21 protein-coding genes and 1 tRNA gene are annotated in these 26,651 nt (G+C 58.8%); 14 read left to right on the forward strand and 8 right to left on the reverse strand.

Annotation, left to right across the window (positions count from 1 at the left end; translation table 11 throughout):
* Window positions 1-63 precede the first annotated feature (63 nt).
* Window positions 64-393 (reverse strand): PD40 domain-containing protein, encoded by a 330-nt coding sequence (locus tag EKD05_RS22460; RefSeq protein ID WP_165360906.1) that lies wholly within the window; start codon window positions 391-393, stop codon window positions 64-66.
* Entirely contained in the window at window positions 383-592 is a 210-nt protein-coding gene (locus EKD05_RS22465) for a mechanosensitive ion channel domain-containing protein (protein WP_240695897.1), read from the reverse strand. Before EKD05_RS22465 ends, EKD05_RS22460 begins: the two co-directional genes overlap by 11 nt.
* A 197-nt stretch (window positions 593-789) precedes the next feature.
* Between EKD05_RS22465 and EKD05_RS22470 the strand changes: the two genes are divergently transcribed.
* Window positions 790-2,814, forward strand: coding sequence for a serine hydrolase (locus tag EKD05_RS22470; RefSeq protein WP_165360902.1), 2,025 nt, complete (start codon window positions 790-792; stop codon window positions 2,812-2,814).
* Between the two features lie 194 nt (window positions 2,815-3,008).
* Here the strand turns inward: EKD05_RS22470 and arsM are convergent, their stop codons facing one another.
* The 4 genes from arsM to EKD05_RS22490 form a co-directional block, all read right to left on the reverse strand.
* A complete protein-coding gene (gene arsM, locus EKD05_RS22475) occupies window positions 3,009-3,830 on the reverse strand; it encodes an arsenite methyltransferase (protein ID WP_129677376.1) in 822 nt (273 codons plus the stop codon).
* Between the two features lie 251 nt (window positions 3,831-4,081).
* Window positions 4,082-4,420, reverse strand: coding sequence for a metalloregulator ArsR/SmtB family transcription factor (locus EKD05_RS22480; protein WP_240695898.1), 339 nt, complete (start codon window positions 4,418-4,420; stop codon window positions 4,082-4,084).
* A gap of 134 nt (window positions 4,421-4,554) precedes the next feature.
* Window positions 4,555-4,866, reverse strand: a complete 312-nt coding sequence (locus EKD05_RS22485; RefSeq protein WP_129677380.1) for a hypothetical protein — start codon at window positions 4,864-4,866, stop codon at window positions 4,555-4,557.
* Complete coding sequence (locus tag EKD05_RS22490; protein ID WP_129677383.1) at window positions 4,867-5,865, reverse strand: alpha/beta fold hydrolase; 999 nt, start codon at window positions 5,863-5,865, stop codon at window positions 4,867-4,869.
* A gap of 724 nt (window positions 5,866-6,589) precedes the next feature.
* Here EKD05_RS22490 and EKD05_RS26060 point away from each other — a divergent pair.
* Both EKD05_RS26060 and EKD05_RS22500 read left to right on the forward strand, forming a co-directional pair.
* The gene (locus tag EKD05_RS26060) at window positions 6,590-7,816 is read left to right on the forward strand and encodes an amino acid ABC transporter substrate-binding protein (protein ID WP_165360903.1); all 1,227 of its coding nucleotides are present in this window, start codon (window positions 6,590-6,592) and stop codon (window positions 7,814-7,816) included.
* 88 nt (window positions 7,817-7,904) lie between these two features.
* Complete coding sequence (locus EKD05_RS22500; RefSeq protein ID WP_165360904.1) at window positions 7,905-9,140, forward strand: tetratricopeptide repeat protein; 1,236 nt, start codon at window positions 7,905-7,907, stop codon at window positions 9,138-9,140.
* 139 nt (window positions 9,141-9,279) lie between these two features.
* Here EKD05_RS22500 and EKD05_RS22505 read toward each other — a convergent pair whose 3' ends face one another.
* Entirely contained in the window at window positions 9,280-9,915 is a 636-nt protein-coding gene (locus tag EKD05_RS22505; RefSeq protein WP_129677391.1) for a 2Fe-2S iron-sulfur cluster-binding protein, read from the reverse strand.
* Window positions 9,916-10,421: 506 nt separating this feature from the next.
* Here EKD05_RS22505 and EKD05_RS22510 point away from each other — a divergent pair.
* The 10 genes from EKD05_RS22510 to EKD05_RS26065 all read left to right on the forward strand — a co-directional run bounded on the left by EKD05_RS22510 (window position 10,422) and on the right by EKD05_RS26065 (window position 24,804).
* Window positions 10,422-11,510 (forward strand): M20 family metallopeptidase, encoded by a 1,089-nt coding sequence (locus tag EKD05_RS22510; RefSeq protein WP_129677393.1) that lies wholly within the window; start codon window positions 10,422-10,424, stop codon window positions 11,508-11,510.
* 18 nt (window positions 11,511-11,528) lie between these two features.
* The gene (locus tag EKD05_RS22515; RefSeq protein ID WP_129677395.1) at window positions 11,529-12,617 is read left to right on the forward strand and encodes a THUMP domain-containing class I SAM-dependent methyltransferase; all 1,089 of its coding nucleotides are present in this window, start codon (window positions 11,529-11,531) and stop codon (window positions 12,615-12,617) included.
* Between the two features lie 9 nt (window positions 12,618-12,626).
* Window positions 12,627-12,929 (forward strand): transcriptional regulator, encoded by a 303-nt coding sequence (locus EKD05_RS22520; protein WP_129677418.1) that lies wholly within the window; start codon window positions 12,627-12,629, stop codon window positions 12,927-12,929.
* Entirely contained in the window at window positions 12,926-16,027 is a 3,102-nt protein-coding gene (locus EKD05_RS22525; protein ID WP_129677398.1) for a S8 family serine peptidase, read from the forward strand. The genes EKD05_RS22520 and EKD05_RS22525 overlap by 4 nt, the downstream gene beginning before the upstream one ends.
* 269 nt (window positions 16,028-16,296) lie before the next feature.
* Window positions 16,297-18,345 carry a class I SAM-dependent DNA methyltransferase gene (locus tag EKD05_RS22530; RefSeq protein WP_129677401.1) on the forward strand — a complete coding sequence of 683 codons (2,049 nt, stop codon included), beginning with the start codon at window positions 16,297-16,299 and terminating at the stop codon, window positions 18,343-18,345.
* Window positions 18,345-19,601, forward strand: a complete 1,257-nt coding sequence (locus EKD05_RS22535) for a restriction endonuclease subunit S (RefSeq protein ID WP_129677403.1) — start codon at window positions 18,345-18,347, stop codon at window positions 19,599-19,601. The genes EKD05_RS22530 and EKD05_RS22535 overlap by 1 nt, the downstream gene beginning before the upstream one ends.
* 2 nt (window positions 19,602-19,603) lie before the next feature.
* Window positions 19,604-20,881, forward strand: coding sequence for an AAA family ATPase (locus tag EKD05_RS22540; protein WP_129677406.1), 1,278 nt, complete (start codon window positions 19,604-19,606; stop codon window positions 20,879-20,881).
* Between the two features lie 11 nt (window positions 20,882-20,892).
* A complete protein-coding gene (locus tag EKD05_RS22545) occupies window positions 20,893-21,576 on the forward strand; it encodes a retron system putative HNH endonuclease (RefSeq protein ID WP_129677408.1) in 684 nt (227 codons plus the stop codon).
* Between the two features lies 1 nt (window position 21,577).
* Window positions 21,578-24,622, forward strand: coding sequence for a type I restriction endonuclease subunit R (locus tag EKD05_RS22550; protein ID WP_129677410.1), 3,045 nt, complete (start codon window positions 21,578-21,580; stop codon window positions 24,620-24,622).
* Window positions 24,623-24,663: 41 nt separating this feature from the next.
* Window positions 24,664-24,804 carry a hypothetical protein gene (locus EKD05_RS26065; RefSeq protein WP_165360905.1) on the forward strand — a complete coding sequence of 47 codons (141 nt, stop codon included), beginning with the start codon at window positions 24,664-24,666 and terminating at the stop codon, window positions 24,802-24,804.
* 181 nt (window positions 24,805-24,985) lie between these two features.
* Here EKD05_RS26065 and EKD05_RS22560 read toward each other — a convergent pair whose 3' ends face one another.
* Window positions 24,986-26,260: a glycosyltransferase family 4 protein gene (locus EKD05_RS22560; protein WP_129677414.1), complete on the reverse strand. Its 1,275-nt coding sequence runs from the start codon at window positions 26,258-26,260 to the stop codon at window positions 24,986-24,988.
* A gap of 72 nt (window positions 26,261-26,332) precedes the next feature.
* Here EKD05_RS22560 and EKD05_RS22565 point away from each other — a divergent pair.
* A tRNA-Lys gene (locus EKD05_RS22565) sits at window positions 26,333-26,407 on the forward strand.
* The last annotated feature ends 244 nt before the right edge of the window (window positions 26,408-26,651 follow it).

The following is a 26,651-nucleotide window of genomic DNA, read 5'->3' on the forward strand; positions in this document are numbered from 1 at the left end:
CAACATCTAAAGCGGCTAAAGCGAGTGAAGCCCTTCTATCCCAGGGCTAAAAGCTCCTGGGCTTTACGGGCTATTTCTGTAAACATCCGCTGTCAGCTGCTGAGGAGCTTGCAGACGACCCACATCAACCACATAGAGATCGAAATCGCCGCCACGGTCTGAGACAAAAGCAAGGCGCGCCCCATCGGGCGACCAACTCGGCCATCGGGAGCCACCCGGAAGAGCCGTCAACTGGTGGCGTGCCGTGCCATCGGGATGCATCAGAAAGATCTGCTCGACATCTTCAGCCAGAGCAACAAAAGCGACCGTGCCACTATCCGGCGACCAGGCGGGTGCCGTATCCGGGCCGGGCGTCGCAGTGAGGCGCAACAAGCCTGACCCATCAACATTCATCCGGTAGATTTCTTTCTTCGCCCGAGGAGAGGCGCACATAGACACCCGGGCGCACGCGGTTAGCAGCGACAATCTGGAGACCAGCAAACAGGTTGCTGAGCGGCTCGCGCAAAGCCAAGCTAAGCCCAAGACTGCTTCCAGCAAGCAAGGTGAGCAGCGGCGCGATTGGCACACCGAGCACCGACAGTATGATTGTCAATACGATCAGGGCTCCAACAAAACGTATCAGGAGATTGATCAACGAGACGGTCGCATGGTTGGCGTGGTGCTGATCGTCGTCGGTCCGTTGACCTGGATCTTCCAGCTACCGGCAGTGCGGCACTATTTTGCAAAACAGACTCGATAAGCATTGTGATGATGCCCATTCAAGAAGATGGGCGAAAAGGAGACCTTGCTGTGCGCAACCATATCGCGTTGGTCTTGATGATCGCCTCGCTACTCCTTGCGGCATGCGGGACAACATCAACAACCGCGCCCACCCCCACGGCAGCGACATCCACCGAAGCTGTTGCAACAGCCGATGCAACCGCCTCGCCTACCGACGAGCTCGCCCTCACGACGCATGCCTGGCAATGGGCCGGCTTCTCCGGCCCGGTCGAGCAGTTCACGGTGGAAACACCGGCAAGCTATCAGCTAACCTTCAATACAGATGGCACCGTGGCCGTCATGGCCGACTGCAACAACGCCACTGGCAACTACACCGACCAGGACGGTGCGCTGACCATCGCTATCGGCCCGATGACCATGGCGTCTTGCCCGCCTGAGTCGCGCAGCGACCAGTTCGTCAAGCTGCTAGGCGGGGCGGCCCGCTATTTCTTCGTCGAAGATAGCCTCTTTATCGACCTGATGGCCGATGGTGGCATCATGCGGCTAGAGCCAACCGGCGAGGCGGGCGCCAGCGCAGATGCAGACGCCGCTGCGGCAATCGATGCTGCTGCGCTGGAAGCCATGATTGCCGGGATTATGGAAAACCCGTGGCGATGGACTTCCCTCAGCAGCTCAGACGCCACGATCACGGTCGAGGATCCCGCCAGCTACATGGTCACCTTCAAGAAGGACGGTACGATCGAAATCAAGGCCGACTGCAACAATGCCTCCGGCACGTACACCCTCAACGGCACGAGCATTACCATGGCGATTGGACCGGCCACCCTGGCCGCATGCCCAGGCGATTCGCGCAGCGAGCAGTTCCTGCAACTGCTTGGTGCCGCCACCGAATTGGTTTCCATCGAGGGCAAGCTTTACATCACGGAGAAAACCGAGGGCAACACGATGATCCTGGACGCCGTGATCACCACGGCCTCCGATCTGTGCGGTGAGCAGGCACTGACAATCAACACCATTGAGGACACGCTGGCCCCTGAGATCAGCGCCATGCTCGACCAGGGCCTGGTGAGCCTGGTGCAGGAGGGGGCACGGCCCGGGCCAGGTGCCGTGATGCTGATTATCACGCCAGAGGGACGTTACCTCAAGTCAACCGGGGTTTCCGACGTGACCGCCTGCACTCCGCTGCCAGCCGATTCTGCCTTCCAGATCGGCAGCAATACCAAGCTGATGACCTCCGCCATCATCTTTCAGCTCCAGGAGGAAGGAGTGCTTGCCACCACTGATCTTCTGAGCAAGTGGCTCCCTGAGTTGGCGGCACAGTTGCCCAACGGCGACAAGATCACCCTCGATATGATGCTCACCCACACCAGCGGCCTGCACGACTACTTCGAGGTACCGACTGCGGAGGGCCTAACGATTGCGGATGGCGTCACAGACAAGGCCATGCTCGTCCGCAGCTTCACCCCAGAAGAATTGGTGACCCTGGTTGCCGAATCTGGTCTCAGCAACTTTGAGCCTGGCGCAGAAGGGCAATGGAGCTATAGCAATACCGGCTATATCCTGCTGGGCCTGATTATCGAGCAAGCCACCGGCAAATCGTACGAAGAAAATCTGAACGCACGCATCATTGAGCCCCTGGGCCTCACTCAAACCTATCTGCAGACCGGCCAGCCCGAGCCGGGGGCGCTGCCGCAGGCGTACTACAAGACGCCCTTCGATTTCACGACGAGCGAATGGAACGCCAGCCAAGGTTGGGCGGCCGGCGCAGTCGTGTCCACACCCGACGAGTTCGCGGTTTTCCTGAAAGCCCTGTTCACGGGCCAGCTCTACAAGGATCCGGCAACGCTTGAACTGATGCAGGCGCACACCGACGCAGGCAACAACGCCCTGGGTGAGGGCACGTTCTATGGGCATGGCATGTTCAACAACAACGGCGTGCTGGGCCACGGCGGCCAGACACTGGGCTTCCAGAGCGACGGCGGCTACCTCCCCGACAACGATGTGACCATCGTGATCTGGAGCAACGCGGCTGAAAGCAATGTCAGCCGAACCATCGTGCCCGGCATCGCCAACTTGCTTATGGGAGGCAGCTAAGTCGGGCAAAGCGATGTAACAATCCATCCCGACAATTCACGAGGCCCGGTGCTTCGGCCCGCCAGAGGCGCGCCGCTCCCCATAGGGGCATGAGCATGGTTGACCTGTGTTGGCGCAAAGGCCGCAAAGGGTGGCTGGATCGGCCTGCACCGCTTTGCGCCTTCGCGCCTTTGCGTCAAACAACCCGTCTGAGATCAGGCCAGAGGCCGCCAGGCTGTAATCGTCATGCTCGTCACGCGGCCCTCTAGCATAGGCAGAACCTCGTCGGGCAAGCCAACAAGCATCTCGGAACCCTGGGCGCGCAGGTCGTCGAGCGTGTAACGCTGGGTCACGAGCAGATCAACGCGCTCGAAGCCAGCCTCGGTCAGCATCGTCTGATACTCGTTGCGCGTCAGAGCCCCGGCGAAACAGGCGGCCCAGCTCAACGCGGCGCGCAACTGCGCTTCGCTGACTGGCAGATCGGCGAGATCACCGTCAAAGACAATATCCGAGACCGAGAAGCGGCCACCTGGCTTGAGTACCCGGAACGCCTCATTGAAGACCAGGCTCTTGTCGGGAACGAGATTGATCACGCAGTTCGAGATGATTACGTCAACCGAATGATCCGGCAACGGGATCGCCTCGATATCGCCCTTGAGGAAGTCCACATTGGTCGCACCAGCTTTGGCCGCATTGGCCCGCGCCGTTTCGAGCATCGCATCGGTCATATCCAAGCCATAGGCAAAACCCGTCGGCCCGACACGCTGCGCCGCGAGCAAGACCTCGAGGCCGCCACCAGAACCCAGGTCAAGCACGACCTCGCCGGGGGCCAGGCTGGCCAACGCCAGCGGATTGCCACAGCCAAACGAGGTTGTCACGACACCCTCGGGCAATGATGCGAGCGTCTCGGCCCCGTGGAGCAGAATCTCGGTACTCGTCTCGCCGCCACAACAACTTGTCCCGGCACGGATCGCCTCACCATAATGGGCCTGCACTGCGGCCTTGATCGCCATCGGATCTTGTGCAGACTGCGTCATCTCTTCCTCCTCATACATTGACAAACTTCGATATATGACCGATAAAAAAACCCTGCCAACCCGATCCATTCGCAGGAAGCGATCCAGGCGCTACGTCGCAGATAAAGGTGACCCGTATTGACGCAAAGGCGCAGAGGCGCGAAGATGTGCGGGATCTGCATGCACCGCATTGCGCAGATAAAGGTGACCCGTATTGACGCAAAGGCGCAGAGGCGCGAAGGTGTGCGGGATCTGCATGCACCGCGTTGCGCCTAGCCAAGGGACGCAAAATGGGCCAGCAGGCGCTCGGGCACTGCTTGCACCGCATCCGCCCGGATCGAATAGTAGATCCAGAGCCCCTGGCGTTCGGCGGTAATCAGCCCTGCTTCGCGGAGAATTTTGAGATGATGCGAGACCGTGGGCTGCTTGACTGGGAGCGCTGCTTCGAGATCACAGACACAGACCTGGCCCTGGGATTGGGCCAGCAGATCAAGGATCTGCAGCCTGATCGGATGCGCCAAGAGCGCAAGTTCATCGCTGATCCGCCTGGCCTCGGCACCATCAAGGCGTGGGGCAAGCTTGGGAAGACAACAACCAGCACGTTCAGCCACCGTAGCTCCTCCTCTTCGCGGGCAGGACATTCAGGGTTACACGCAGGATAGCATATATATTGAAGTTTGTCAATATATAGCGGCGCGGCGGTAGGGGCACGGCGCCGCCGTGCCCGTACGGCACCGCCGGGCCCCTAATCAATGCGGCGGCGATCCGGCCACGCCAAAGGTGTACGATCTGCCGGTTGGTCCAACACCGTAAGCGCACCGCGTGTAAGCGCCTGATTGACGGTCAAAATCGTCTGGTAGACCTGGCACGTAATCGTAGACTGGATCTGCTCGACGACACGCACAGGTCCAGCGAGCGGGCCGAGCAAGGCGAAGGGTGCATAGACCTGGCGGACGATCGTTTGGTGCGCGTCGGCAATCCGACTCACGGTCACGTCGACCGCATCGGTAGCAAGTTCGACGGCACCACGCAGTTGATGAAGCGTATCCGGTTGCATCTAGGCACTCCTTTCGTGGGTTGCACACCACTGGTAGATCTGTTGGTACACCATCGGGTCACAGGCAAGTTGGAGGTGATCGGTCTGCGGGAAGCAGGCAAGTTGGTTCGGCAAAATAGGATAAAGATCCGACTTCTTGGCCGACGTGGGCGGGATAGATGGCACCACTACCAACCCATCGCCAAGCAAAAGCGACACCAGATGCTCGGGGTCGCTTGCGAGCGTACCATAGATCAGATAGTGCTGCACACTGCTGAGCCAGGGGAGCGTCTGGTGTGGCGGAGCATCGAGATGAGCATGTGCATGAGGCCTTGGGGCCGCGCGTAGCTCCTTGATACCCTGGCTGCGGACATTGAAGACATCACCAATGAGTCTGGTGATCGGATGGGGCACCGCACAGAGCACCTGCGCGGCGACATCACTCAGCCAGGCCAGCGGTGCACCCTCGTGGGGGCTACCAAGATAGAAGGCCTTGCGCACATGCGGAACCCACGCATGATGGTGCTGAGCGCCAACATAACAGGCGTGTCGGATCACCAGGCCACCCATGCTATGCCCAATGAACACAAGTTCCTCGATCGGCACAGGATAGACTTCCAAAAGGGCCGTCAGCAACGCAGCGAGCGACTGACCATTGCGAGCGATTGACAACCCAGTATTGTAGCGCACGAAGAGCGGGGTAAAGCCGAGATCAGTGGCAAGCTCAGCACCATACGACGTTTCGTGTTCAAGGCTTGAGGGGTCCCGATAAGACCAACTCCCCTCATTGCACCCAAGGCCATGCACCAGCAGGCACACCTTCGGCGTAGGGCGAGGATACGCCTGCCGGAAGGCTTCACGGGTCATAGGGAGAGGGCGATGCTCGGCATAGAGCGCCATGTCAATGCCGAGACCATTTTGGCGGGCAACGAGATAGTCACCAACCGCACCATTCACAATGCTCTGAGCCCATACCGTCCACGGTATAGCCGACGTCGACGCACAGCGATAATCAGACAATGGGGCTCTCCACACACATTAGGTAAGGTACGCTGGATGTATCGTACCACAGATTGAGGTGATGTATACCGGAAAACCATCAACCCCAGTGGGTCAGCGCGTTGCTCGTACGGCTTCAGCAAATCGCAGCATTCGATGGGTACCATTTGCAAAGGGTGGTGATTTCTCTGCATACTATTTTGATTTCTCATTACTAGCGGTGGCCAGCCTCTGGACGATCAGTGTCGGCACGGCGTTGGAGGTGCCCGCCGACGGCGAGACCGACCTCGACCTCGGCAATCTGCCGGAGCTGCGCGCCCTGCTGGGCACCACGCGTACCGGACGCCCCCGCCGCATCCGGCTCTTTCGCTTGGGATGGATCGTGCTCTTGGTGCGGGCACTGAACCACCAACCCATCCCCATGCCGCGACGCTTGTGCCCCGAACCCTGGCCAACGACACCGCAGAAAGCTTACGTTACAGACCCATTAGGAGTCTGTAACCTACGTTTTCTGCTCTGCTCCCGAAGGGAGTGCCGACTTGAGCCGGCTGAAGCCGGCACTCCCTTCCTGGGTACGCGGGCGGCTCGCCCGCTGGTGCTTCCGAAGCGGGCGAGCCGCCCGCGCTCGCAGGCGAAGAGTGAACTGTTACGCCAAAACCCGCCCTTGCAGCAGGCAAACGGGGATGGTAAGATGAAGCATAACCATCACGTAGAGCGTGCCCTGCACAAACGAGGAGTTACGACTATGCCGCGTAGCCTCAGCGCCAGCCTTTTGATCATCCTGATTGCCCTGTTGAGTGCGTGTACGCTACCTTTTGATGAGCCCGGCGCAACCGCGCCTCCGGCGATCATTGTTACGCCGACGCCACGGCCTGATGCGACCGAGTCAGTTGCCGAAGTACCGCCGACGGCCGTGCCAACCGATGTTGTGCCCGGTTCAACGCCCGAGGTGCCCTCGGTCAGCGAGCCTCGCCTGCTCGAGCAAGTACTTGCACGCGGGCGGCTCGTCTGTGGCGTGAATGAAGACTTGCCGGGCTTTGCCTCGCCCGACCCGAATCAAACAGGCAGCTATCGTGGCTTTGATGCTGACTTTTGCCGCGTTATTGCGGCGGCGGTCTTTGGTGATGCCACTGCGGTCGAGTTTGTCCCGTTGAATGTTTCGGCACGCTTTCGGGCCGTGGTCAACGGCGACGTTGATGTCTTGATCCGCAACACGACCTGGACGGCGCTGCGGGATACGGGGTTGCAAGACGACCAGTTGGGTTTGATCAGGCTCGACTTTGGGCCGATCATCTTTCATGATGGTCAGCGCTTTATGATCCGCGAGGGCCTGACGACAACCAGCGGTCAGCCCGTCGTTGACGTGGCCGGGCTCTTTGGCAAATCAATCTGCGTGATTGACAATACGACCAGCACCCTCAACCTGCGTGACCAGATGGCAGCCCGGGGGTTGCCCTATATTCCGATCATCAAAGCGACGACCGACGAAGCCTTTGCCGCCTATGATAATGAAGAGTGCGACGCGATTACCAGCGACACCTCGCAACTCGTCGGGCGGCGCGTGACCCTCAGCAACCCGTCGGAGCATACGATTCTCGCCGAACAGATCTCGCGTGAGCCGCTCGCGCCGGTCGTGATCGAGCATGACAGCCAGTGGCGTGATATTGTGAGTTGGGCGATCTTTGCGACGATCTACGCCGAAGAACTCGATGTCACCTCGCGCAACCTGAGTCAGGAACTTACCTCCTCCAACCCCGATATCCAGCGCCTGCTTGGGCGTTCGGGCAATATCGGCGTCAACCTGGGCCTGACCAACGATTTTGCGCTCAACATTATTCGCGAAGTTGGCAACTACGAAGAGATCTACAACCGCAACCTTGGTCCAGACACACCGTTTGACCTGGATCGCGGCCCCAACAAAGCCTGGAACAAAGGCGGTGGCGGTGTCTTGAGTTCGCCACCCTTCCGTTAAAGGGGCAAAAACGTCAGGATAATCTTTCATTGCAATGCGTTTTCCGCCATGTTATGATACGTCAAAAGCGAGCGGGAAGGGGAAAGCAGTGGAGGACGAGCGCAACCGAGCGGATGGGGTCAGGTATTTGCAGCGTGGCCTGGCGCTCGAACGTGCCAACCGGATTAATGAAGCGGTTGAACAGTATCGTCAGGCCATTGCGATGAACCCACATTTGCGCGAGGCGCATAATGCGCTAGGTTTCTATTATCAGCGCAGCGGTCTGCTTGCCAAAGCCGCCGATGCGTTTCACACGGTGGCAAGCCTTGACGGCGATTTTCTCGCCTATTTCAACTTGGGCTATGTGCTGGTTGAGCTCGAGCGGTACGAAGATGCGCTCGAGGCCTTTGCGAGTTGCCTCCGGCAGGCCCCCGAGGATGCCGCGACCCACTTTGAACTGGCCTTGATCTATCTGAGTCGCAACGAGTATACCGAGGCTCTCTCGCATCTCCAGCTACCGCTGACCAACTACCCCCAAGACTGGGAGGTTCACAACCTCTTGGGGCGCTGTCTGCTCGGCTTGCGACGCTACGACGAAGCTGTCGCGGCGCTGGGGCGCTCGCTCTTGCTGGCGGGCACACCCTTTGCCCAGGCGGAGGTGATCGAAAATATCAATACAGTCGAGCGTCACCGCGAGTTTCGTAACCTCAACACGGTCAAAGATCAATTCTACGCCCGTGAAGGCGTCATCTATCTTGGGTCGGCGGCTGACGATGGATTGCACGTTCACGAACATCACGATTTTCACTTCAGTTATGGCGATGTTGCCACGACCCTGCAGCGCCTAAACGCGCTTGCTTCGAGTTCACGGTGGCAATTTACGGCGATCCTTGCCGTCGACACGCTGGCCCGCCCACTTGCGCAAGCGATTGCGGAATTGCTGCATACACCGCTCAAGACCGCCGAAGATCTGAATGAACAAGACCGGGTGCTGCTTGTCTTCGCAGTTGCCCGCGAAGCCGAGTTGCTCTTATTGACCGTCGAGCATCTGCCATGTCAGGCTACGGCCTTCTGCCTGGGGCTAAACTGGCTCCGTCACAGTAAACTGCTGCCCGACGTTGTCGGCATTGTCGCCCGTGGCACGTGCAGTATGCCCTGGGAAAGCGAACTCCGCCAACTCCGCGCCGAAGGAGCGCGGCCCGAAGCCGTTCTCGAATGCATTCAGCGCGCAACCATGACGATTCAGACAACCGTTGCCAGCACGCCGATTGACCCCAACCTCCCCCGCCAGATCCGCTACTACACCCGTGTCCACCGGCGCGTCAACGTGCTCGGGCACGAATAAGGCTCATGTTCACCTACGACCGGTTTTTTGACGCAAAGGCGCAAAGTTTTTTACCTTACCTTACACCTGATCGTGTTGCGCAAAAAAAGCCCCTCCCCCCTTGTGGGGGAGGGGTTGGGGTGGGGGGTAGGGCGTTGCCTTACACCTGGGGCGTGCCGCCCGACTGGGTCTGTTTGACCAATGGACGCTGTGTATCAAGCTCAGGCGTCGCGGTTGGCTTTGCAGGGGCGGGGATCGGCTTGCTGGCGTCTTCGATCATGCGCTGTGTGATGCGGACGGTGTCGTTGACAAAAAGATTGAGGTCGCGCACGGGCAACAGGACTTTCACCGGCCCGATGCGGCGCAGGGTACGAAACAGATTGAAGGGAAACGTACCAATATGTTCCCAGTTGACCATCGCGACGTTTGCGGCAAAGGGGCCGAGGTTGTCGGTCGTGGTTGTGCCTGCCGGTGGGCGCAGCACCGCCCCAAACTGGCGACGCAACTCTTCGGCGCGGGTCAACACCTTGACCGGGCCAGCCCCGCGGAGCGACGTCTGGCAGCCAAGCCGGTATCCTTCAGCCATCCGCTCGGGAGGCAGCCAGGTATGCTCGGCCTCGGTAGGTGGATTGAGCTGGTCGGCACCACTGAGAATGCGGCACTCACACATCGTACAGAGGCCATAGCCGTCACAGTAAAAACCGATATGGGCGGCATTGCGCCGAGCAACGCTGAGCAGCAACTCACCCGGCTTTGCTTCCATCATCTCATCATTGATCTCGACCTGGATCGTCATCTTAAGTCTCCAGTGCTGAAAGAGCGGTGATACAGTCGGTCTTCTCTTGATTGTAGCACAGGATGGCCCATGGTATACTACGAAAACCGTTGGGATAGGCTGTGTGTCAGATACCCAATCGTGAACGATTGGGCTTGTGCTCGCTCCTCCACCCGAAGGTGGCGCAGCACAAGAGGCCGGGGGAAAGATGAAAGCGGAAAGATGAAAGATGAAAAATGATCCATGTTTCAGCTTTCCCTGGCCCTGCACAACGAAAGGTGTCGTGCGTCGCGCAGACCGTGAACCTTTTACCCGGCAGCGGGTTGCCTGCCGGAACCTCGCGAAGGCTCAGTTGTGAACGTGCAAACCGTTGCTCGTGGTGCGCACCACGAGTGCCTTAGCACATCTGAGCGTAGTATACCAGTATTCGCATGCCCGTGCAAGTATGCGCTGAAGCGGGCGAAAGCAGGGGCGTTCCTCCCACCGCTGGAAGCGGGTGGGTTTCCCGCCCTGAAGGGTAAACATCTATGAGTACCGCGCTGCATGAAGATCTGGTTGCGCTGACGTGCGATCTGGTTCGCTTTGAGACAACGGAGAATCGGGTTGATCAGTTGCGTGCGGCGCTTGAGTATGCGGCTGCGTACCTCGCTGATGTGCCCGACCTTGTGCTTGAGCGGAGTGAGGCCCACGGCAAGCCAGCCCTGGTGGTTACCCTGCGTGAGACTCGTACACCGGCGTTGATGCTCAACGGCCACTTGGATGTGGTGGTTGCCAACCCCGAGCAGTTTGTGCCTGAGGTGCGCGATGGGCGAATTTATGGACGCGGTAGTCAGGATATGAAGGGCAGTTGCGCGGTGATGCTGCGCCTGATCCGCGAACTGGCGGCCTGGCCTGAACGCCCCGATGTCGGCTTTCAGTTTGTGTGTGATGAAGAGATCGGGGGCACTCACGGCACCGGACGCCTGCTGGCTGAAGGGTGGCGCTGTGCTTTTATGCTCTGCCTGGAGCCGACTGATATGGGGATTCTCTTTGAGCATAAGGGCGCGATGTGGGTGGAACTGAGCCTGCCGGGGCGTCCGTCGCATGGGTCGCGCCCCTGGGATGGTCATAATCCAATCCTCGATTTCAATCAGGGCTTGCAGTCCCTAGCGTTGCAGTATCCTGTCCCTGCACCAGACACCTGGCGGACAACGATCACGCCGACGACGCTCCAAGCCGGGGCTGGCTCGCGCAATCAGGTGCCTGGCTCGCTGAAAGTGACCTTTGATATTCGCTATGTGCCCGAAGATACGCCCGCAGCGCTGCTGGCAACGCTGCAAAGCCATTTCCCAACGGCCAGGGTGGTGGTCAACGAGTCGGCGCCGGTGTTGCGCACTGACCCTGAACATCACGCGGTGAGCCGCCTGGCCGATCTGTTGCAGCAGCGGGCCGGTGCGCCGCCCCGTTTTTATCGTGAGCATTTCTCGACCGATGCCCGTTACTATACGAGTGCCGGTATCCCTGCGATTTGCCTTGGGCCAGTCGGGGCCGGGCTTCATTCTGATGAGGAGTGGGTGTCCGTTGAGGGGTTAGTCGATCTGTATGACGTGCTGGTAAGCTATATCAAGCACATGTAGGAACGTGTCAAACTTTTTATGTTGTATGCATTACAGACTTTGCCAGGGCTCGGTGAGTTAGCCTGGCTCGAAGCCCAACGTCGCCTTGGAGGCGACGACGGTCAACCGCCAAAGCTCGTTGGCATGCGTGCCGTGCCAGGTCGTAATGACCTGGTGCTCATTGATCATCGTGGCGGTCCGCGCCCGTTGCTCACGCTGCGTACCAGCGAAGATGCCTTTGTCGTCGCAGCGCGCGGCTTCAAGGTGGCCCCCGATGCCCGTGGGTTGCGCCAGATCCATGCTGCTGTCTACCATAGTGACAGCGCCGAGGCAGCGGTCAAGCTCTGGCGCCGCGCCAGCGGCTTCCGCCCGCAAGGGGTGAGCTTCCGGGTGATTGCGCGGATGGTGGGCACGCAGAAATTTATGCGCCGTGAGGTTGGCCGTGCCGTTGCCGATGCGGTGAAGGATGGGTGGCCCGGGCGCTGGACGCTGGTTGAAGATGATGCCGATCTCGAGATCTGGGCAACGCTCGTCGAACACGAGTTGTTCTGTACGTTGCGCCTCTCGGATGCGAGCATGCGTCAGCGTAGCAAGACCTACCATTTGCCCGCGAGCCTCCGCCCGGCGCTGGCGGCAGCAATGGTTGGGCTCACCGACCCCGAGGTTGACGATGTCTTTTTAGATCCGATGGCTGGTGCCGGTACCATTCTGGTGGAACGGGCCGCCGCCGGCAAGTTTGCCGAGATCCACGGCGGCGATATCAGCGGCGAGGCGTTGCGGGCGATGCAGGAGAATTTGCATGGGGTGCGCGGCGAGATCTATGTGAGTCGGTGGGACGCCCGGAAGTTGCCGCTTGATGATGCGAGTGTCGATAAGGTGGCCGTCAATCTGCCCTTTGGCAAGCAGGTGAGCGAAGAAGCCGAGTTGCCCGGGCTGTACCGTGAAGTGCTGGCCGAATTGGTGCGCGTTGTTCGCCCCGGTGGGCGGGTGGTCGTGTTGACGGGCGATTATCGGTTACTCGAAACGGCCCGCAATAGCGCCGCCCGACGGTTGCGCCCAGGGCCGCGTCACCGGGTGATTGTCCTTGGGCAGGCCGCTACGATCTGTGAGTTTACCCGAGGCAACTAGGAGGAAATGATGCGCACAACAACCTTGAAACTGGTCACCGTGATTGCCGAGTCGATTCTCGAAGATCGCCTGGTTCGTGAAATGCATCACCTCGGGGCCAAGGGCTATACGATCGCCCAGGCCCGTGGTGAGGGCACCCGCGGGATGCCGACCATTGATATGGGAGGCCAGAATGTGCGGATCGAGATGCTTGTGAGCGCTGAGGTGGCCGAGCGCATTATGGCTCACCTTGCCGAGCACTATTTTACCGACTATGCCGTGATTGTCTATGCGGTCGATGCCCAGGTGCTGCGTAGCGAAAAGTATTTGTGACACCTGTGATCGCTTCGTTCCACCGCGTTCTGGCCTGGTTGATCCTGGTAACGCTGCTGCTTGTGGCGCTGCCCGTAACCCAACCGCCCGTCGCGGCCCAGCTCGCTGCGTCGCCCGTGCGTGTGTCACCCGCGACCCTTGAAGCAACCGTTGCCCTCGGCGAAGAGGCTGAAGCGCGGCTGCGTGTCGAGAATCAGGCAACGGAATCGGTTGATCTGCGCATCTTTGAGGCACGCGCCGAGCTTGCAGCGGTGCCCGAGGTTGCCCCGCGGCTCCGTCGGGTGCCGTTGCCGTCAGAGGATCGCGGCGTTGCGGCAGCGGCGCGTGGCCCGGTCATTGATCCTGACATTGCCACTGATCAGGCGAACGATCCCGAGGGCAAGGCGCAGTTTCTGGTGTTTCTCGGCGATCAGGCCGATCTTGCGGCGGCGTATGCGTTGCGTGACTGGGCGAGCCGTGGGGCGTACGTGGCGACGACCCTGCAAAACCACGCCGACGCGAGTCAGCGTGCGCTGCGTGACTGGCTTGAGGCGCGTGGCCTGCCGTATACGTCGCTCTGGATTGTGAATGCGCTCGCTGTCACCGGCGATGCCGCCGACGTCGCGGCCCTGGCGAGCCGCGCTGACGTAGCCGAGCTACGTGCCCTGCGCGTCGCCAGTCTGGGGCGCGTTGCGCCACATGAACTGGCGCAGACTGCACCAGCCAACTGTGTTGCCGATGACGCGAACGTCTGCTGGCATGTCCGCCAGGTCGAGGCGAGCCGCACCTGGAACGATTTTGGGGTGCGGGGCGAAGGCATTACGGTTGCCAGCATTGATAGTGGCGTGCGGCTGGAACATCCCGCGCTCGTGAACCAGTATCGTGGCACCAGCGCTGGCGGGCAGACCCATGCCTACAACTGGCTTGATCTGTTTGGAAGTTCGCCATCACCTGCTGATGCGGGCAATCACGGCACCCATACAATGGGCCTGATGGTAGGCCTCGGCGATCAGGACGCCCAACCAGCGGTGGGCATCGCCCCGGCGGCGCGCTGGATCGCCGTGCGCGCCTGCTCGGCGCGTGAATGCAACGAACTCGCCTTGATCCAGGCCGCCCAGTGGCTGTTGGCCCCCACCGATACGAACGGGCGCAACGCACGCCCCGATCTTCGCCCTCATATCATCAATAATTCGTGGGTTGCAGGAACAACGGCTGATTGGTATACGGGCTATGTCGTTGCCTGGCGAGCGTCGGGCATCTATCCGGTCTTTGCGGCGGGCAATACGGGCAGTCTGTTGGGGTGCGGCACGATCCAGGCCCCGGCCAGTTTTGCCGAAGTAACGGCGGTTGGGGCGACAGATCGTCAGGATTTGTTGGCGACCTTTAGCAGCATCGGGCCAACTGCCGACGGGCGCATCAAACCCGACCTGACCGCCCCCGGGCTCAACATCATCTCGACCGTAGCCGATCAGCGCATCTATGGCTCACTGAGTGGCACCTCAATGGCAACGCCGATCGTCGCCGGCGCGGTAGCGCTGCTCTGGTCGGCGCAGCCTGGCCTGATCGGTGACTACGAGGCAACCTATGCTGCATTGACCACCACGGCGGCACCGCGTACCGGCGATACCCGGTTTCTCGGCGACTTGCACGCCACCTGTCGCGCCGACGAGGCACCGAATAGCATCTATGGGTATGGGCGTCTTGATGCGTACCGTGCTGTCGCCGAGGTGAGCGTTGATATGCCCTGGCTCAGCGTTGCCCCAACGCAGACCGTGACGCTGGCACCCGGGGCGACGGTTGAGCTGGCCGTGACCTTTGATGCACGCAAGGTTGCCGCACCCGGTCGCCACACCGCACAGCTTCTGCTGCACACCGCCGATCTGAGTCAAGCACCGCTCGTCATCCCGGTGACGCTCATTGTGCCGAGCGACGCGAGCCATGCGACCCTGCGTGGCACCGTCATACGAGGCGGCGATGGTGCCCCCCTGGAGGCGACCGTGAGCGTCGCAGATGGGCCAACGACCACCACCGACACGAGTGGGGCGTATCAGTTCATCCTGCCAACGCGTCAGCCCACCGTCACGCTCACAAGCAGCGCCCGCGACCATGTGACCCAGGTCATCACGGTCAGCCTGAGCCCCGGCGAAGAGGTAGAACGTACCATCGTCTTGCAAGCCGATCAGCCGCAACTCACCGTTGACCGCACCCGTGCGCCAGTGGTACTGGACTTTGCCGAAACCCTGACCACGACACTTCCCATCAGCAACACCGGGCCACAGCTCTTGCGCTACGCTGCGCAGATCCTCGATGAAACATATGGCGTCTGGCGGAGCGACGAAACGCCAGAGATCGCGCGGGGATGGATCGTCCCGCCCGCAGATGCGGTCACAGTAGCGCTAGGCAATGACGCCTTCAGCGAAGCGCTTCCGCTCGGCTTTGCCTTTTTCTTCTATCACCGCTCTTACGACACGCTCACCATCGCCTCAAACGGCCTGGTAATCCTCGGCACAGCACCGAGCGGCGGCTTCTTTATCCCGAGCTGTTTCCCACTGGCCGAAACGACTGGTGCCGCAATTGCGCCCTTGCGCGTCAACCTCGACCCGAGCCAACCCGGCGCACGGGTGAGTTACGCCAGCCTGGCCGAAGGCTTCCTAGTCAGTTGGGAAGAGGTACCGATCAGTGGCGAACCGACGCAACGGCTAAGCTTCCAGGTCTTACTAATGCGTGACGGACGCATCAGCATGCACTACAAAACGCTTGACTTCCTAGCCCCAGAGCGCTCAGCGAGCTACGGCCTCCAAGCGAGCAACCAGGCCTACCAGAGTCTCGGCTGTCGGAGCGACCTGCTGCTAAACGACGGACTGACCATTGAACTACGCAGGCAGCCAACCACAAGCACCTGGGTACGGTGGAGTGATCAGCAGGGCGAGATCGCCCCAGGGCAAGCATCCGAACTGCCGCTTGAATTGCGCTGGGTCTCACCATTCTTCTATCCGTGGGCCTTCCGAGGCACCATCCTCATCCAGAGCAACGACCCACAGCACCCAGTGACCCGGCTGCCGATCACGATCGCACCGCGGGAGGCACCGTACCGGGTCATCTTCCCAATGGTGTGGTAGCGCACCGAAGCAAAGAAGGCTGGTTTGGGTTGACGCAAAGGCGCGAAGGCGCAAAGGGATCGGGCAGCGACGCAAAAACCGGTGCGCCGTTGCGTCAACACAACCGCCTGGTGGGCACGGTCGTGGGGCGAGGTTCATTGTCCGCAGATGACGCAGATGACGCAGATGGGGAAGTCATAATCTGTGTCATCTGCCTCATCTGATGCAATCGCTCTACCCTCTACCATATGCTACAATTGTGCTTGGCACCGCACGAGATTTGGATCATCATGAGCGACCATCACTACTACGCAAACTTCATTTGGCAGATCGCCGACCTGCTGCGCGGCCCGTATCGCCCGCCACAGTATGAGCGGGTGATGCTGCCGCTAACGGTGTTGCGCCGCTTCGATTGTGTGCTTGCATCAACCAAGCCGCAGGTGCTGGCCGAGTATAAACGTCTGCAACAGGCAGTTTCGCCCCTGACTGGCGAGGCGCTCGACGCACGCCTCAATAAACTGGCCGGTCAACGCTTTCATAATCACTCCGAGCTTGATTTTCAGCGGCTGAAGGGCGACCCCGATCAGATTGGTCAGCACCTTCAAGCGTATATCAATGGCTTCTCGACCAATGTGCGCCAGATCTTCGAGCGCTTCGAGTTTACCGCTGAAATCGAGCGCATGGATGAGGCTCACGTCCTCTATCTGATCATCGCGAAGTTTTGCGATGTCGATCTGCACCCCGACACGGTTGATAACATTGGTATGGGCAAGATCTTTGAGGATCTCATCCGCCGCTTTAATGAGGCGGCCAATGAGACCGCAGGTGACCACTTCACCCCGCGTGAGGTGATCCAGTTGATGGTCGATCTGCTCTTTGGCCCTGATGATGAGGTTTTGACGCTGCCTGGCAAGGTGTTCAAGTTGCTCGATCCGGCATGCGGTACGGGTGGCATGTTGTCTGAGGCACAGAACCACCTGCGTGAGATGCACCAGGACAATAAGTTGTGGGTGTTTGGGCAAGATTTCAATCCACGCTCATACGCTATCGCCGCATCCGACCTGTTGATGAAGGGGAGTGAGAATAGCGCTATTCGCTATGGCGACTCGCTGATTGATGATCAGTATGGCCCCGGCGATGATCTTACCAGCGGGCAGTTTGATTACTTTCTGGCGAACCCGCCCTTTGGGGTAGATTGGAAGCGCCAGCAGAAGATCGTCCAGCGCGAGCACGAACGCGAGGGGCGGCGGGGGCGCTTCGGCGCGGGCCTGCCACGGGTAAACGACGGCGCGCTGCTGTTCCTCCAGCATATGGTCAGTAAATTTATGCCCTACGCGCCTGGGCAGAAGCAATTTGGCTCGCGTCTGGCAATTGTCTTCAACGGCTCGCCACTCTTTACTGGTGGTGCAGGTAGTGGAGAAAGCGAAATACGCAAGTGGTTGATTGAAGAGACAGACATGCTTGAGGCGATTATCGCCCTGCCTGAGCAGATGTTTTATAACACTGGTATTGGCACCTATATCTGGATCGTCACGAACCGTAAGCAACCCGAACGCCAGGGCAAGATTCAGTTAATTGACGCCCGCACGCGCTGGAAGCCGATGCGCCGGAGCCTCGGCGACAAGCGCCGTCTGATGGGCGAGGACGAGATTGCCGCTGTGGTTCGCGAGTATGGCAACTTTGCCGAGAGCGAGACGAGCAAGATCTTCGACAATACCGACTTTGGGTATCAGCGGGTGCCGATCGAGCGCCCGCTACGCCTGCTCTACCAGATGGATGTTGAGCGCAAGAGCCGCTTCCTCGATGCGCTGCCGCACCTGCTCGATGATGTGCAACTGATTGATCGTGAGGGTGGGCGTACCCCGCGTGAGGACTGGAGCAGCTTTGATCAATGGATGGCGGAGTTGCTCAAGAGCCGTGGGCGGCGCTGGAAGGCTAACGAGCGCAAGCTATTCCGCGATGTTTTCGCCGAACGCAACCCCGAGGCTGAACCGGTAGTGCGTGAAGAGCGCCGTCGCCATCCCGGCGATGACCGCATCTGGGGCTGGTTTGATGCGCCGAAACCAGGCTGGGTAAGGATGCATGAGCCTGATACCCAGTTGCGCGACTTTGAGAATGTACGGCTCAAGCAGTCGGTTGAGCAGCATATGTATGAACAGGTGCTGCGCCACGTCGAAGATGCATGGGCTGACCAGCCTAATATCCGTAGCGCCTACGAGATCAACTTCAACCGCCACTTCTACACCTACACCCCGCCCCGCCCCCTCGCAGAGATCGATGCGGATCTGCGCGATCTTGAAGAGGAGATCCTGCGCCTGCTGAGGGAGGTGGTGGGGTAATGACGTCAGAGAACCATAGACAGCAAATCTCTTGGGCATTGATACCTGCTAAATATATTTTCTCAATCCTGAATGGCTCAACCCCATCAAGTTCAGAACCGTTATACTGGGATGGGGATATTTACTGGGCAACTCCTGAAGATATAGGCTCTCTCAATGGAAAAATCTTACTCGATACAAGGCGGAAGATAACCGAAATCGGTTATGATAATACAGGTACTCGTCTAGCTCCCATTGGAAGTATTATTTTGACAACTCGCGCACCAGTAGGCAATCTAGCTATAGCTGGAGTGTCGCTATGCACAAATCAAGGCTGCAAGACTCTCGCACCAAGGAGTGATAGTGTAAACACTACCTATTTCTACTATCAACTGCTTGCACGAAAAGAAGATCTTTCGGCTCTATCAACTGGTACAACATTTCAGGAATTAAGCACGTCAGCGTTAGATTCTTTTGAATTATGGTTCCCCCCCCTCGCCACCCAACGCGCCATCGCCGCCTACCTTGATCGCGAGACGGCAAAGATCGACGCGATGATCGACGCAAAAACGCGGCTGCTTAGGTTGCTGGCCGAAAAGCGCCGCGCTCTGATTACGCACGCCGTCACCCGTGGTCTCGACCCTACCGCGCCACTGCGCGACTCGGGTGTGGCGTGGATTGGGCCGGTGCCAGCGCATTGGGATGTGGAATTTGCTCGCTGGCTTTTCACGCTTATTGATGTACGATCTAGTACGGGTAAAGAAGATCTCTTGAGTGTATCTCATCTTACGGGTGTTACTCTACGTTCTGAAAAAGATGTGAACATGTTTATGGCAGAGAGCTTGGAAGGCTATAAAATCTGCCAACCCGGCGATCTCGTGATTAATACGTTATGGGCTTGGATGGGGGCAATGGGCATTGCATCACAAGTAGGCCTTATCAGTCCAGACTATCATGTCTATCGACCATCATCTTTGTACGACGCAAGATATTTGGATTTCCTTGTTCGTATGCCCATCTTTGCCACTGAAGTTACACGCTACTCAAAGGGTGTCTGGTCGTCTCGTTTACGCCTGTATCCCGAGGAGTTTTTTGAAATCGGACTTCCTATACCTCCTCTGACAGAACAGGTTGCTATCATTGAGTATTTACAAAGAGAAATTGAAAATACCGACACTTTGGGAGCATCAACTCAGAAAAGCATCGAACTCCTCCACGAGCGCCGTGCCGCGTTGATTGCAGCGGCGGTGACGGGGCAACTTGAGGTAGCGGAGTAGCCATGCAGATAACATCGTTACAACTCAGCCAAGTACGCGGCTACGAGCAAGCCGAATTTCACTTTGGGCCAGGGATGAACCTGCTTGTCGGCGTTAATGGTGTGGGTAAGTCTACGGTGCTTGATGTGCTGCGGATCATGTTTATGCGGGCGCTACCGCGCCTTACCAATATAAAGCTGCGCTCAGAGGGCTTCACAACAAGCGATATTGCCAATGAGCGCGGCGCTTTAACGGCAGAATTACGAATGGAGGTTGGTGGTGCAGTCCTACATCACTTGATTCACCATCCTCGTGAGCGCTATCTCAGCACAAGCCAGGAGGGTGCGGTACGCGATCAAACCTATGATCGAGAAGCCCGTGACGATCTCAGTTATCGTGACGAGCAGGGCGTTACACATCATATCGATGCGCCAAATGATCTTCCTTCGCATATCAAATTGCGTAAAAATCCACCGCTAGCCGTCTATTTCTCCACGCGCCGCTCACTCTACAGCGAGGCAACGGGAAGTCAGCGTGAACGCAGTGGCGGCGGACCAACGTTTGCGTTCGCTGATGCGTTGCGTAGCCGCGAGCTACGCATTCGCGAATATGCCAATTGGTGGTTGGTACAAGAGGAGCTAGGCCAGCCTGAGCGGGTCGCCGCCCTGCAAACAGCAGTGTTACGCTTCCTCGATAACTTTACCAACGTACGTGTGATCCGCGCCCCTGAGCCGATGATCGTCCTCGATAAGCGTGATACCTCTCTCGCAGTTCACCAACTTTCTGACGGCGAGCGGGGCATGTTATCGCTCGTGCTCGACCTAGCGCGGCGCTTGGCCTTGGCAAATCCGAAACTTGACGACCCATTGCGTGATGGTCAGGCCGTCGTGCTGATTGACGAACTCGATCTGCATCTGCACCCACGCTGGCAGCGCACTGTGGTGCACAAGCTAACCGAGACTTTCCCTGCCTGCCAGTTCATCGCCACCACGCATTCACCGCAGATTATTGGTGAGGTAGCACCAGAACAGATTATCCTGCTGGAGCCTGGCAAGCAGCCCTACCGGCCAGATCAATCGTTGGGCATGGATAGCAACTGGATTCTCCAGATGCTTATGGGCGCCCCAGAACGTAACGAGGAAACGACCCGTCAGTTGGAACAGATTAGCGATTTTCTTGAAGAAGGCTCCTATGAAGAGGCCGCCGCAGCGATTGAACAACTTCGGATCCAGATCCCGAGTGACCCCGAGTTGACCCGTCTCCAGACCCGTCTCGACCGCCTACAGATCCTCGGAGAGTGAACCCCACAGCTATGAAGTACATCGAAAAACAAGCCCAACCCCAAGCGCTTATCGCATGGGTGCGTGCAAAAGCGACGGACGTGGATGGGGCCGAACGAACATGGGGCTATGCTGACATGCCTGCCGATGTGCGGAGCGAAGTCAAAAGGAGCCTTGTACGTGAACAGGGCGGGTTATGCTGCTATACCGGGCGCAGAATTTCGTTGCAAGGTTGCCATATCGAGCATCTGAAACCACAAAGTGCTTGCACAGAGCACGAAGACACCGAGTACGACAACCTGCTAGCCGCACATCCATCGTCAGACCCAGGCACACCACACTGCGCGTATGGGGCGCATGCCCGTACCAACTGGTATGACCAGCATCAGTTTGTGCATCCACGCCGTCGTGATTGCGAGCAGCGGATTCGCTACAGAGACAACGGCAGAGTTACGCCTCATTCACAAGATGATGAAGGCGCTGCGGAGACGATTAGAAGGCTACGCCTCGATCATTCTGAGATCCAGCAGATGCGCAAACAGGCGATCGATGAAGCGCTATTTGCCAAACAACTTAGTGAAGCGCAGGTTCGCCGTCTCATGACCGCTATGGACGAGCGGGATAGCAATGGTAACTTTCGCCCATTCTGCTTTGTGATCAAGCAGGCTTGCGAAAAATATCTCAAGCGCTTTGAGGCATCAAGAGGTAAGAAGTAGCATGACTCATCAGCCCCCCCGTCATAACGAGGCCGCCTTCGAGAGCGTGATCGAGGCCCACTTCCTTGACCACGGCTACACGCGGCTAAGCGACGGCTATGATCGTGGGCGGGCGCTGTTCCCGGATGCAGTCATTAGTTTCATTCGGCAGACGCAGCCAAAAGAGTGGGCGAAGCTCGAGGCGCTTCACGGGGCGCATACCGCAGCACGGGTGCTGGATGACGTCTGCACCTGGTTAGACACCTATGGTGCATTGCATACGCTGCGCCACGGCTTCAAGTGCTACGGGCGCACCTTGCGGATTGCCTTTTTCAAAGCCGCCCACGAACTGAATGCTGAGTTAACGATGCGCTACGCCGCAAACCACCTTGGCGTCACCCGCCAGTTGCATTACAGCGAGCGCGACCCGAACCGCTCACTCGATCTGACGATCAGCCTGAACGGCTTGCCGCTGATCACACTTGAGCTGAAAAACCCGCTCACCGGCCAGACCGCCGAACACGCCCGCCAGCAGTACCGCAACGACCGCGACCCGCGTGAGCCGATCTTCACCTTCAAGCGGCGCACCCTGGTTCACTTCGCGGTTGATACCGAGCAGGTTTGGATGAGCACTCGGCTGGCGGGTGAGGCGACCCACTTTCTCCCCTTCAACCAGGGCACCCACGGCGGTGCGGGCAACCCGCCCGACGCGCAGGGTCGCACCTATCGCACCGCCTACTTGTGGGAAGATATCCTCCAGCGCGAGAGCCTACTGGATCTGTTGGCGCGTTTTCTCCATCTTCAGATCGACCAGAAATACGATGAAGAGGGCCGTGCTTTCAAGAAAGAGAGCATGATCTTCCCGCGCTACCATCAACTCCAGGCGATCCGTACGCTTGTCCAAGCTGCACGCAGCGAGGGCGTGGGACACAACTACCTGATCGAACATTCGGCGGGGAGTGGCAAAAGCAATACCATTGGTTGGCTCGCCCATCGGCTCGCCTCACTGCACGACGAGGCTAATCAGCGGGTCTTCGATAGTGTCGTTGTGATCACTGACCGGCGCGTGCTTGACCAGCAGCTCCAAGACACGATCTACCAGTTCGAGCACCGTCAGGGCGTCGTCCAGAAGATCGACGAGGACTCGCGCCAACTCGCCCAGGCCCTTGAGCAGGCCGTTCCGATCATCATCACCACGCTGCAGAAGTTTCCCTTCCTGGCGCGGCAACTCCAGAAGTTGGCCGAGCAGCGTACAGAGATCGACACACTCTCAGCGAAAGGGCTGCTGCCCACACGGCGGGTTGCCGTGATTGTTGATGAAGCCCACAGCTCACAGTCAGGCGACACGGCCACCAGTGTCAAGGCTACCCTCGGTGGTGAACGACTTGTCGTCGAGGCCCAGCAGCAAGCACAGGAGGAGGAACAAGCAGGCTGGGAAGAGCTTTTCCGTAGTATGGCTAAACGGGCGCGGCAGGAGAACGTCAGCTTCTTTGCCTTTACGGCAACCCCAAAGCACGCCACGCTCGCCGTTTTTGGGCGTGAGGGCAAGCCATTCCATCGCTATACAATGCGCCAGGCGATCGATGAAGGCTTTATTCTCGACGTGCTTCGTCACTATACAACCTACGCGGTCTACTACAGTCTGCTCAAACGTAGTCCCGATGATCAGCATGTTGAGCGCAAACAAGCGGCGAAGGCGCTTGCGCGCTTCACTCGGCTCCACCCCCATAACATTGCACAGAAGACCGAGGTGATGGTCGAGCACTTCCACGCCTTTACACGCCACAAGATTGGCGGGCGGGCCAAGGCTATGGTCGTCACCGACTCACGCCTCGCGGCAGTGCGCTACAAACAGAGCTTTGATGCGTACATCAAGCGCAAGGGCTACCCGATCAAAACCCTGGTTGCGTTCTCGGGGATTGTTGTAGACGATAAAGTCAGCAGCAAGACCTACAGCGAAGAGGCGATGAATGGCGGCATTGGCGAGCGTGAGCTGCCGGAGCGCTTCGCAACGAGCGAGTACCAAGTGCTGCTCGTCGCCGAAAAATACCAGACGGGCTTTGATCAGCCGCTGCTGCACACCATGTATATCGATAAGCGGCTCGCCGGCATTCAGGCCGTCCAGACGCTCTCACGGCTCAACCGGGTGCATCCGCTCAAAGAAGAGACCTTCGTGCTCGATTTTGTGAACAGTCAAGAAGAGATCAAAGAAGCATTTAAGCAATTCTACGAAGGTGCCGAAATGGGGCAGCAGGCAGATCCGTCTCAACTCTATCGCATCAAAAGCGAGCTCGACGCCTCTGGCATCTATCTGAGCGACGATGTCGAGCGATTCTGCCTCATCTACTTTCAGCCCAAGCCGCGCCAGAGCGCAGCCGACCACCAGAAGATGCACGCAGCCCTCGACCCGGCAGCCGAGCGCTTTCGTGCCTTCGCCAAGCAACAGCCGGACGAGGCCGAGCTTTGGCATAAGAAGATGATCGACTTCCGCGATCTATATACCTTCCTCAGCCAGATCATGCCATACCAGGACTCTGATCTAGAGCGCCTGTATGTATTCCTGCGGCACCTTTCGACGAAGCTACCGCACCGGACGACAAATGTACAGTACAACTTTGATGGCGAAGTGCGTCTTGAATATTACCGCCTACAGAAAGTAAGTGAGGGTTCGATTGATCTCTCGCTAGGCTACGCTCGTCCGCTCGATGGCCCAAAAGACGTTGGCAGCGGCGTCCTGCGCGAGAACACCGTCACGCTATCTCAGGTCATCGACATCATCAACGCCCGCTTTGGCACCGACTTCAACCAAGCCGACCAACTCTTTTTCGATCAGATCATTGAGGTCGCGGCAAGCTCGAGTGAACTCCAACAGGCAGCACAGGTCAACTCGGCAGAGAAGTTTTTACTGCTCTTCAAGCGATTACTGGAGACGATCTTCATTGAGCGCATGGATCAGAACGAACTGCTGTTCGCGCGTTATATGAATGATCGCGATTTTCAGAAGGTGATTTCAGAGGCGTTGGGAGCAGAAGTCTACCAACGGCTTGTAGATACTAGCCCTGAATAGACGCGCACGCGCACCGCCCCACGATCAGGCTCTCACTCATTATGCGCTCTACCTCGCTGATGTTGGCGTTGATGCTGACCCTCGCCGCGTTTGTCATCGCCGCGCCGCCCGGCTGGCACCACCACCATCCCACCGAGGATCACCGGCGTCAGCGCGGCGATCTGCGCTTCGCGATCGAGTAACTCCATGCGCTTCTGCAGGTGGGCCTGCCTCTCGTCGCCGCGCCGCCGTGCCTCCTGCGCGTTGAGGCGCAACCACCTCCCCTGCCCTTCCACCGCGACACGGAGGCACAGAGCTCGGAAGACATCAAAACTCTGTGCCTCCGTGTCGCGGTGGTGACTATTTGAATGCTGGATGGGAGCGTCAAACCAGCAACTCCCGATAGAGGCTCAGAGTTTTGCGGGCGACGACGGGCCAATCGAAGGTCGTACGGACAATGCGAGCGCTCTCTTCGCCCCAGGCCGGCCACTGCTCGCGTCGGCTAAGCGCGAGGTGCAGCTTGGCGGCGAGGTCTTCGACATCGCCGGGGCGCACAAGGTAGCCATTGCGTCCACTAAAGACCTTATCGGGAATACCACCAGCGGCCGAAGCGATCATCGGTTTGCGATGGATCATACCCTCGAGCGTCACGAGACTACTGCCTTCATAGAGCGTCGGATGCACCACAAGATCGACCTCTTCATAGAGGCTATGCAACTCAGCGTCATCAAGGCGACCGACAAACGTAATCTGGTCAGCAAGGCCCAGGGCTGCGGCTTGCTCACGGAGGGCGGCCTCTTCCTTGCCATTGCCAACGAGGAGCCAGCGCCAGGTGGGCGGCAACTCGTTACGGAGTTGCGCAAGGGCAGCGAGCATCACGTGAAAGCCCTTATTACGTTCGAGGCGACCAACGCTCAGCAACGTAAGGGCAGTATCGGCGAGGCCAAAGCGGTGGCGGAGTTGGTGACGGAGGGCGGGAGAGACAAAACCGAGGCACTCTTGCACATCAATCGCTGAAGGAATCACACTGACGCGGGACGGATCGACCCCAAGGTAGCGGGGGAGATCGTGGCGGGTACAGGCATCGGTCGCAATCGCGCGGTCAGCGCAGCGATGCCCATAGGCATAGAGCGCGCGAAAGGGTGCATAGGCAAGCCATTTCCGCCAATCGGGGGTACGAAACTCCTCCATCCCGTGGGGATTCGCGACAAAGGGCACCTGCCGCAACAGAGGATCGCGCTGACGAATAAAACCATAGCCAGTCGCACAGAGCCCCTGGCTATGCACGAGATCGACCTCATTGCGGCGGACGGCTGCCGCCGCGACACGGCCAAGGTGCCACGTATACCAAGGATAATTGAGTTGGCGTCCGACAACACCATTCGGCGGCAAAGCGGGGGAGGTATAGTCATAGCGCAGATAGACCACACGGGCGAGACCCTGCGTAATCGCCTGACTCGCCGCATCAGAGCCAGCGACCCGTTCGGGATCAGCCTCTTGCACAAAAAGCGTCACCGCGACACCGAGGCGGGTCAAATGGGTCACCAGATGAAAGACGTGGCGTTCGATACCACCATAGCCATGGAGCGGAAAGACCACCCGCGCAAGCATGGCTACCCGCAGAGGAACGTGATCATCATGGCGAGAAGAGGCATTCATAGGAGCCTATGATACCATAACCTCGCGTGAACGCCTTTGACGCTCAAAACAGTCTAGGGTATAATAGCGAGTGGGCCGGTAGCTCAGCGGCAGAGCACCTGACTTTTAATCAGAGGGTCGTGGGTTCGATCCCCACCCGGCTCACCATCCACACTTTTTCTTCCCTCCCATCTGGGTGCGTTTTCACGCTCCATGTGAGGGGTGTGAGACACCCGCCGTCGTCGATCTGGGTTGCTTGAAGCAACTAGGGTCGGCGGCGGCGTTTTGTGTTGCCCCACCTCCAGCGGAGGAAGACTGATGCGACGTGGATCTGCTGTTGAATGTCAACTAGATTTGCCGCCTGGTGTCAACTAGATTTGCCGGTTCCCGCTCCCTTCCCTCGTGACCTGCG

Source organism: Candidatus Chloroploca sp. Khr17 (assembly GCF_004138165.1).
GTDB lineage: Bacteria > Chloroflexota > Chloroflexia > Chloroflexales > Chloroflexaceae > Chloroploca.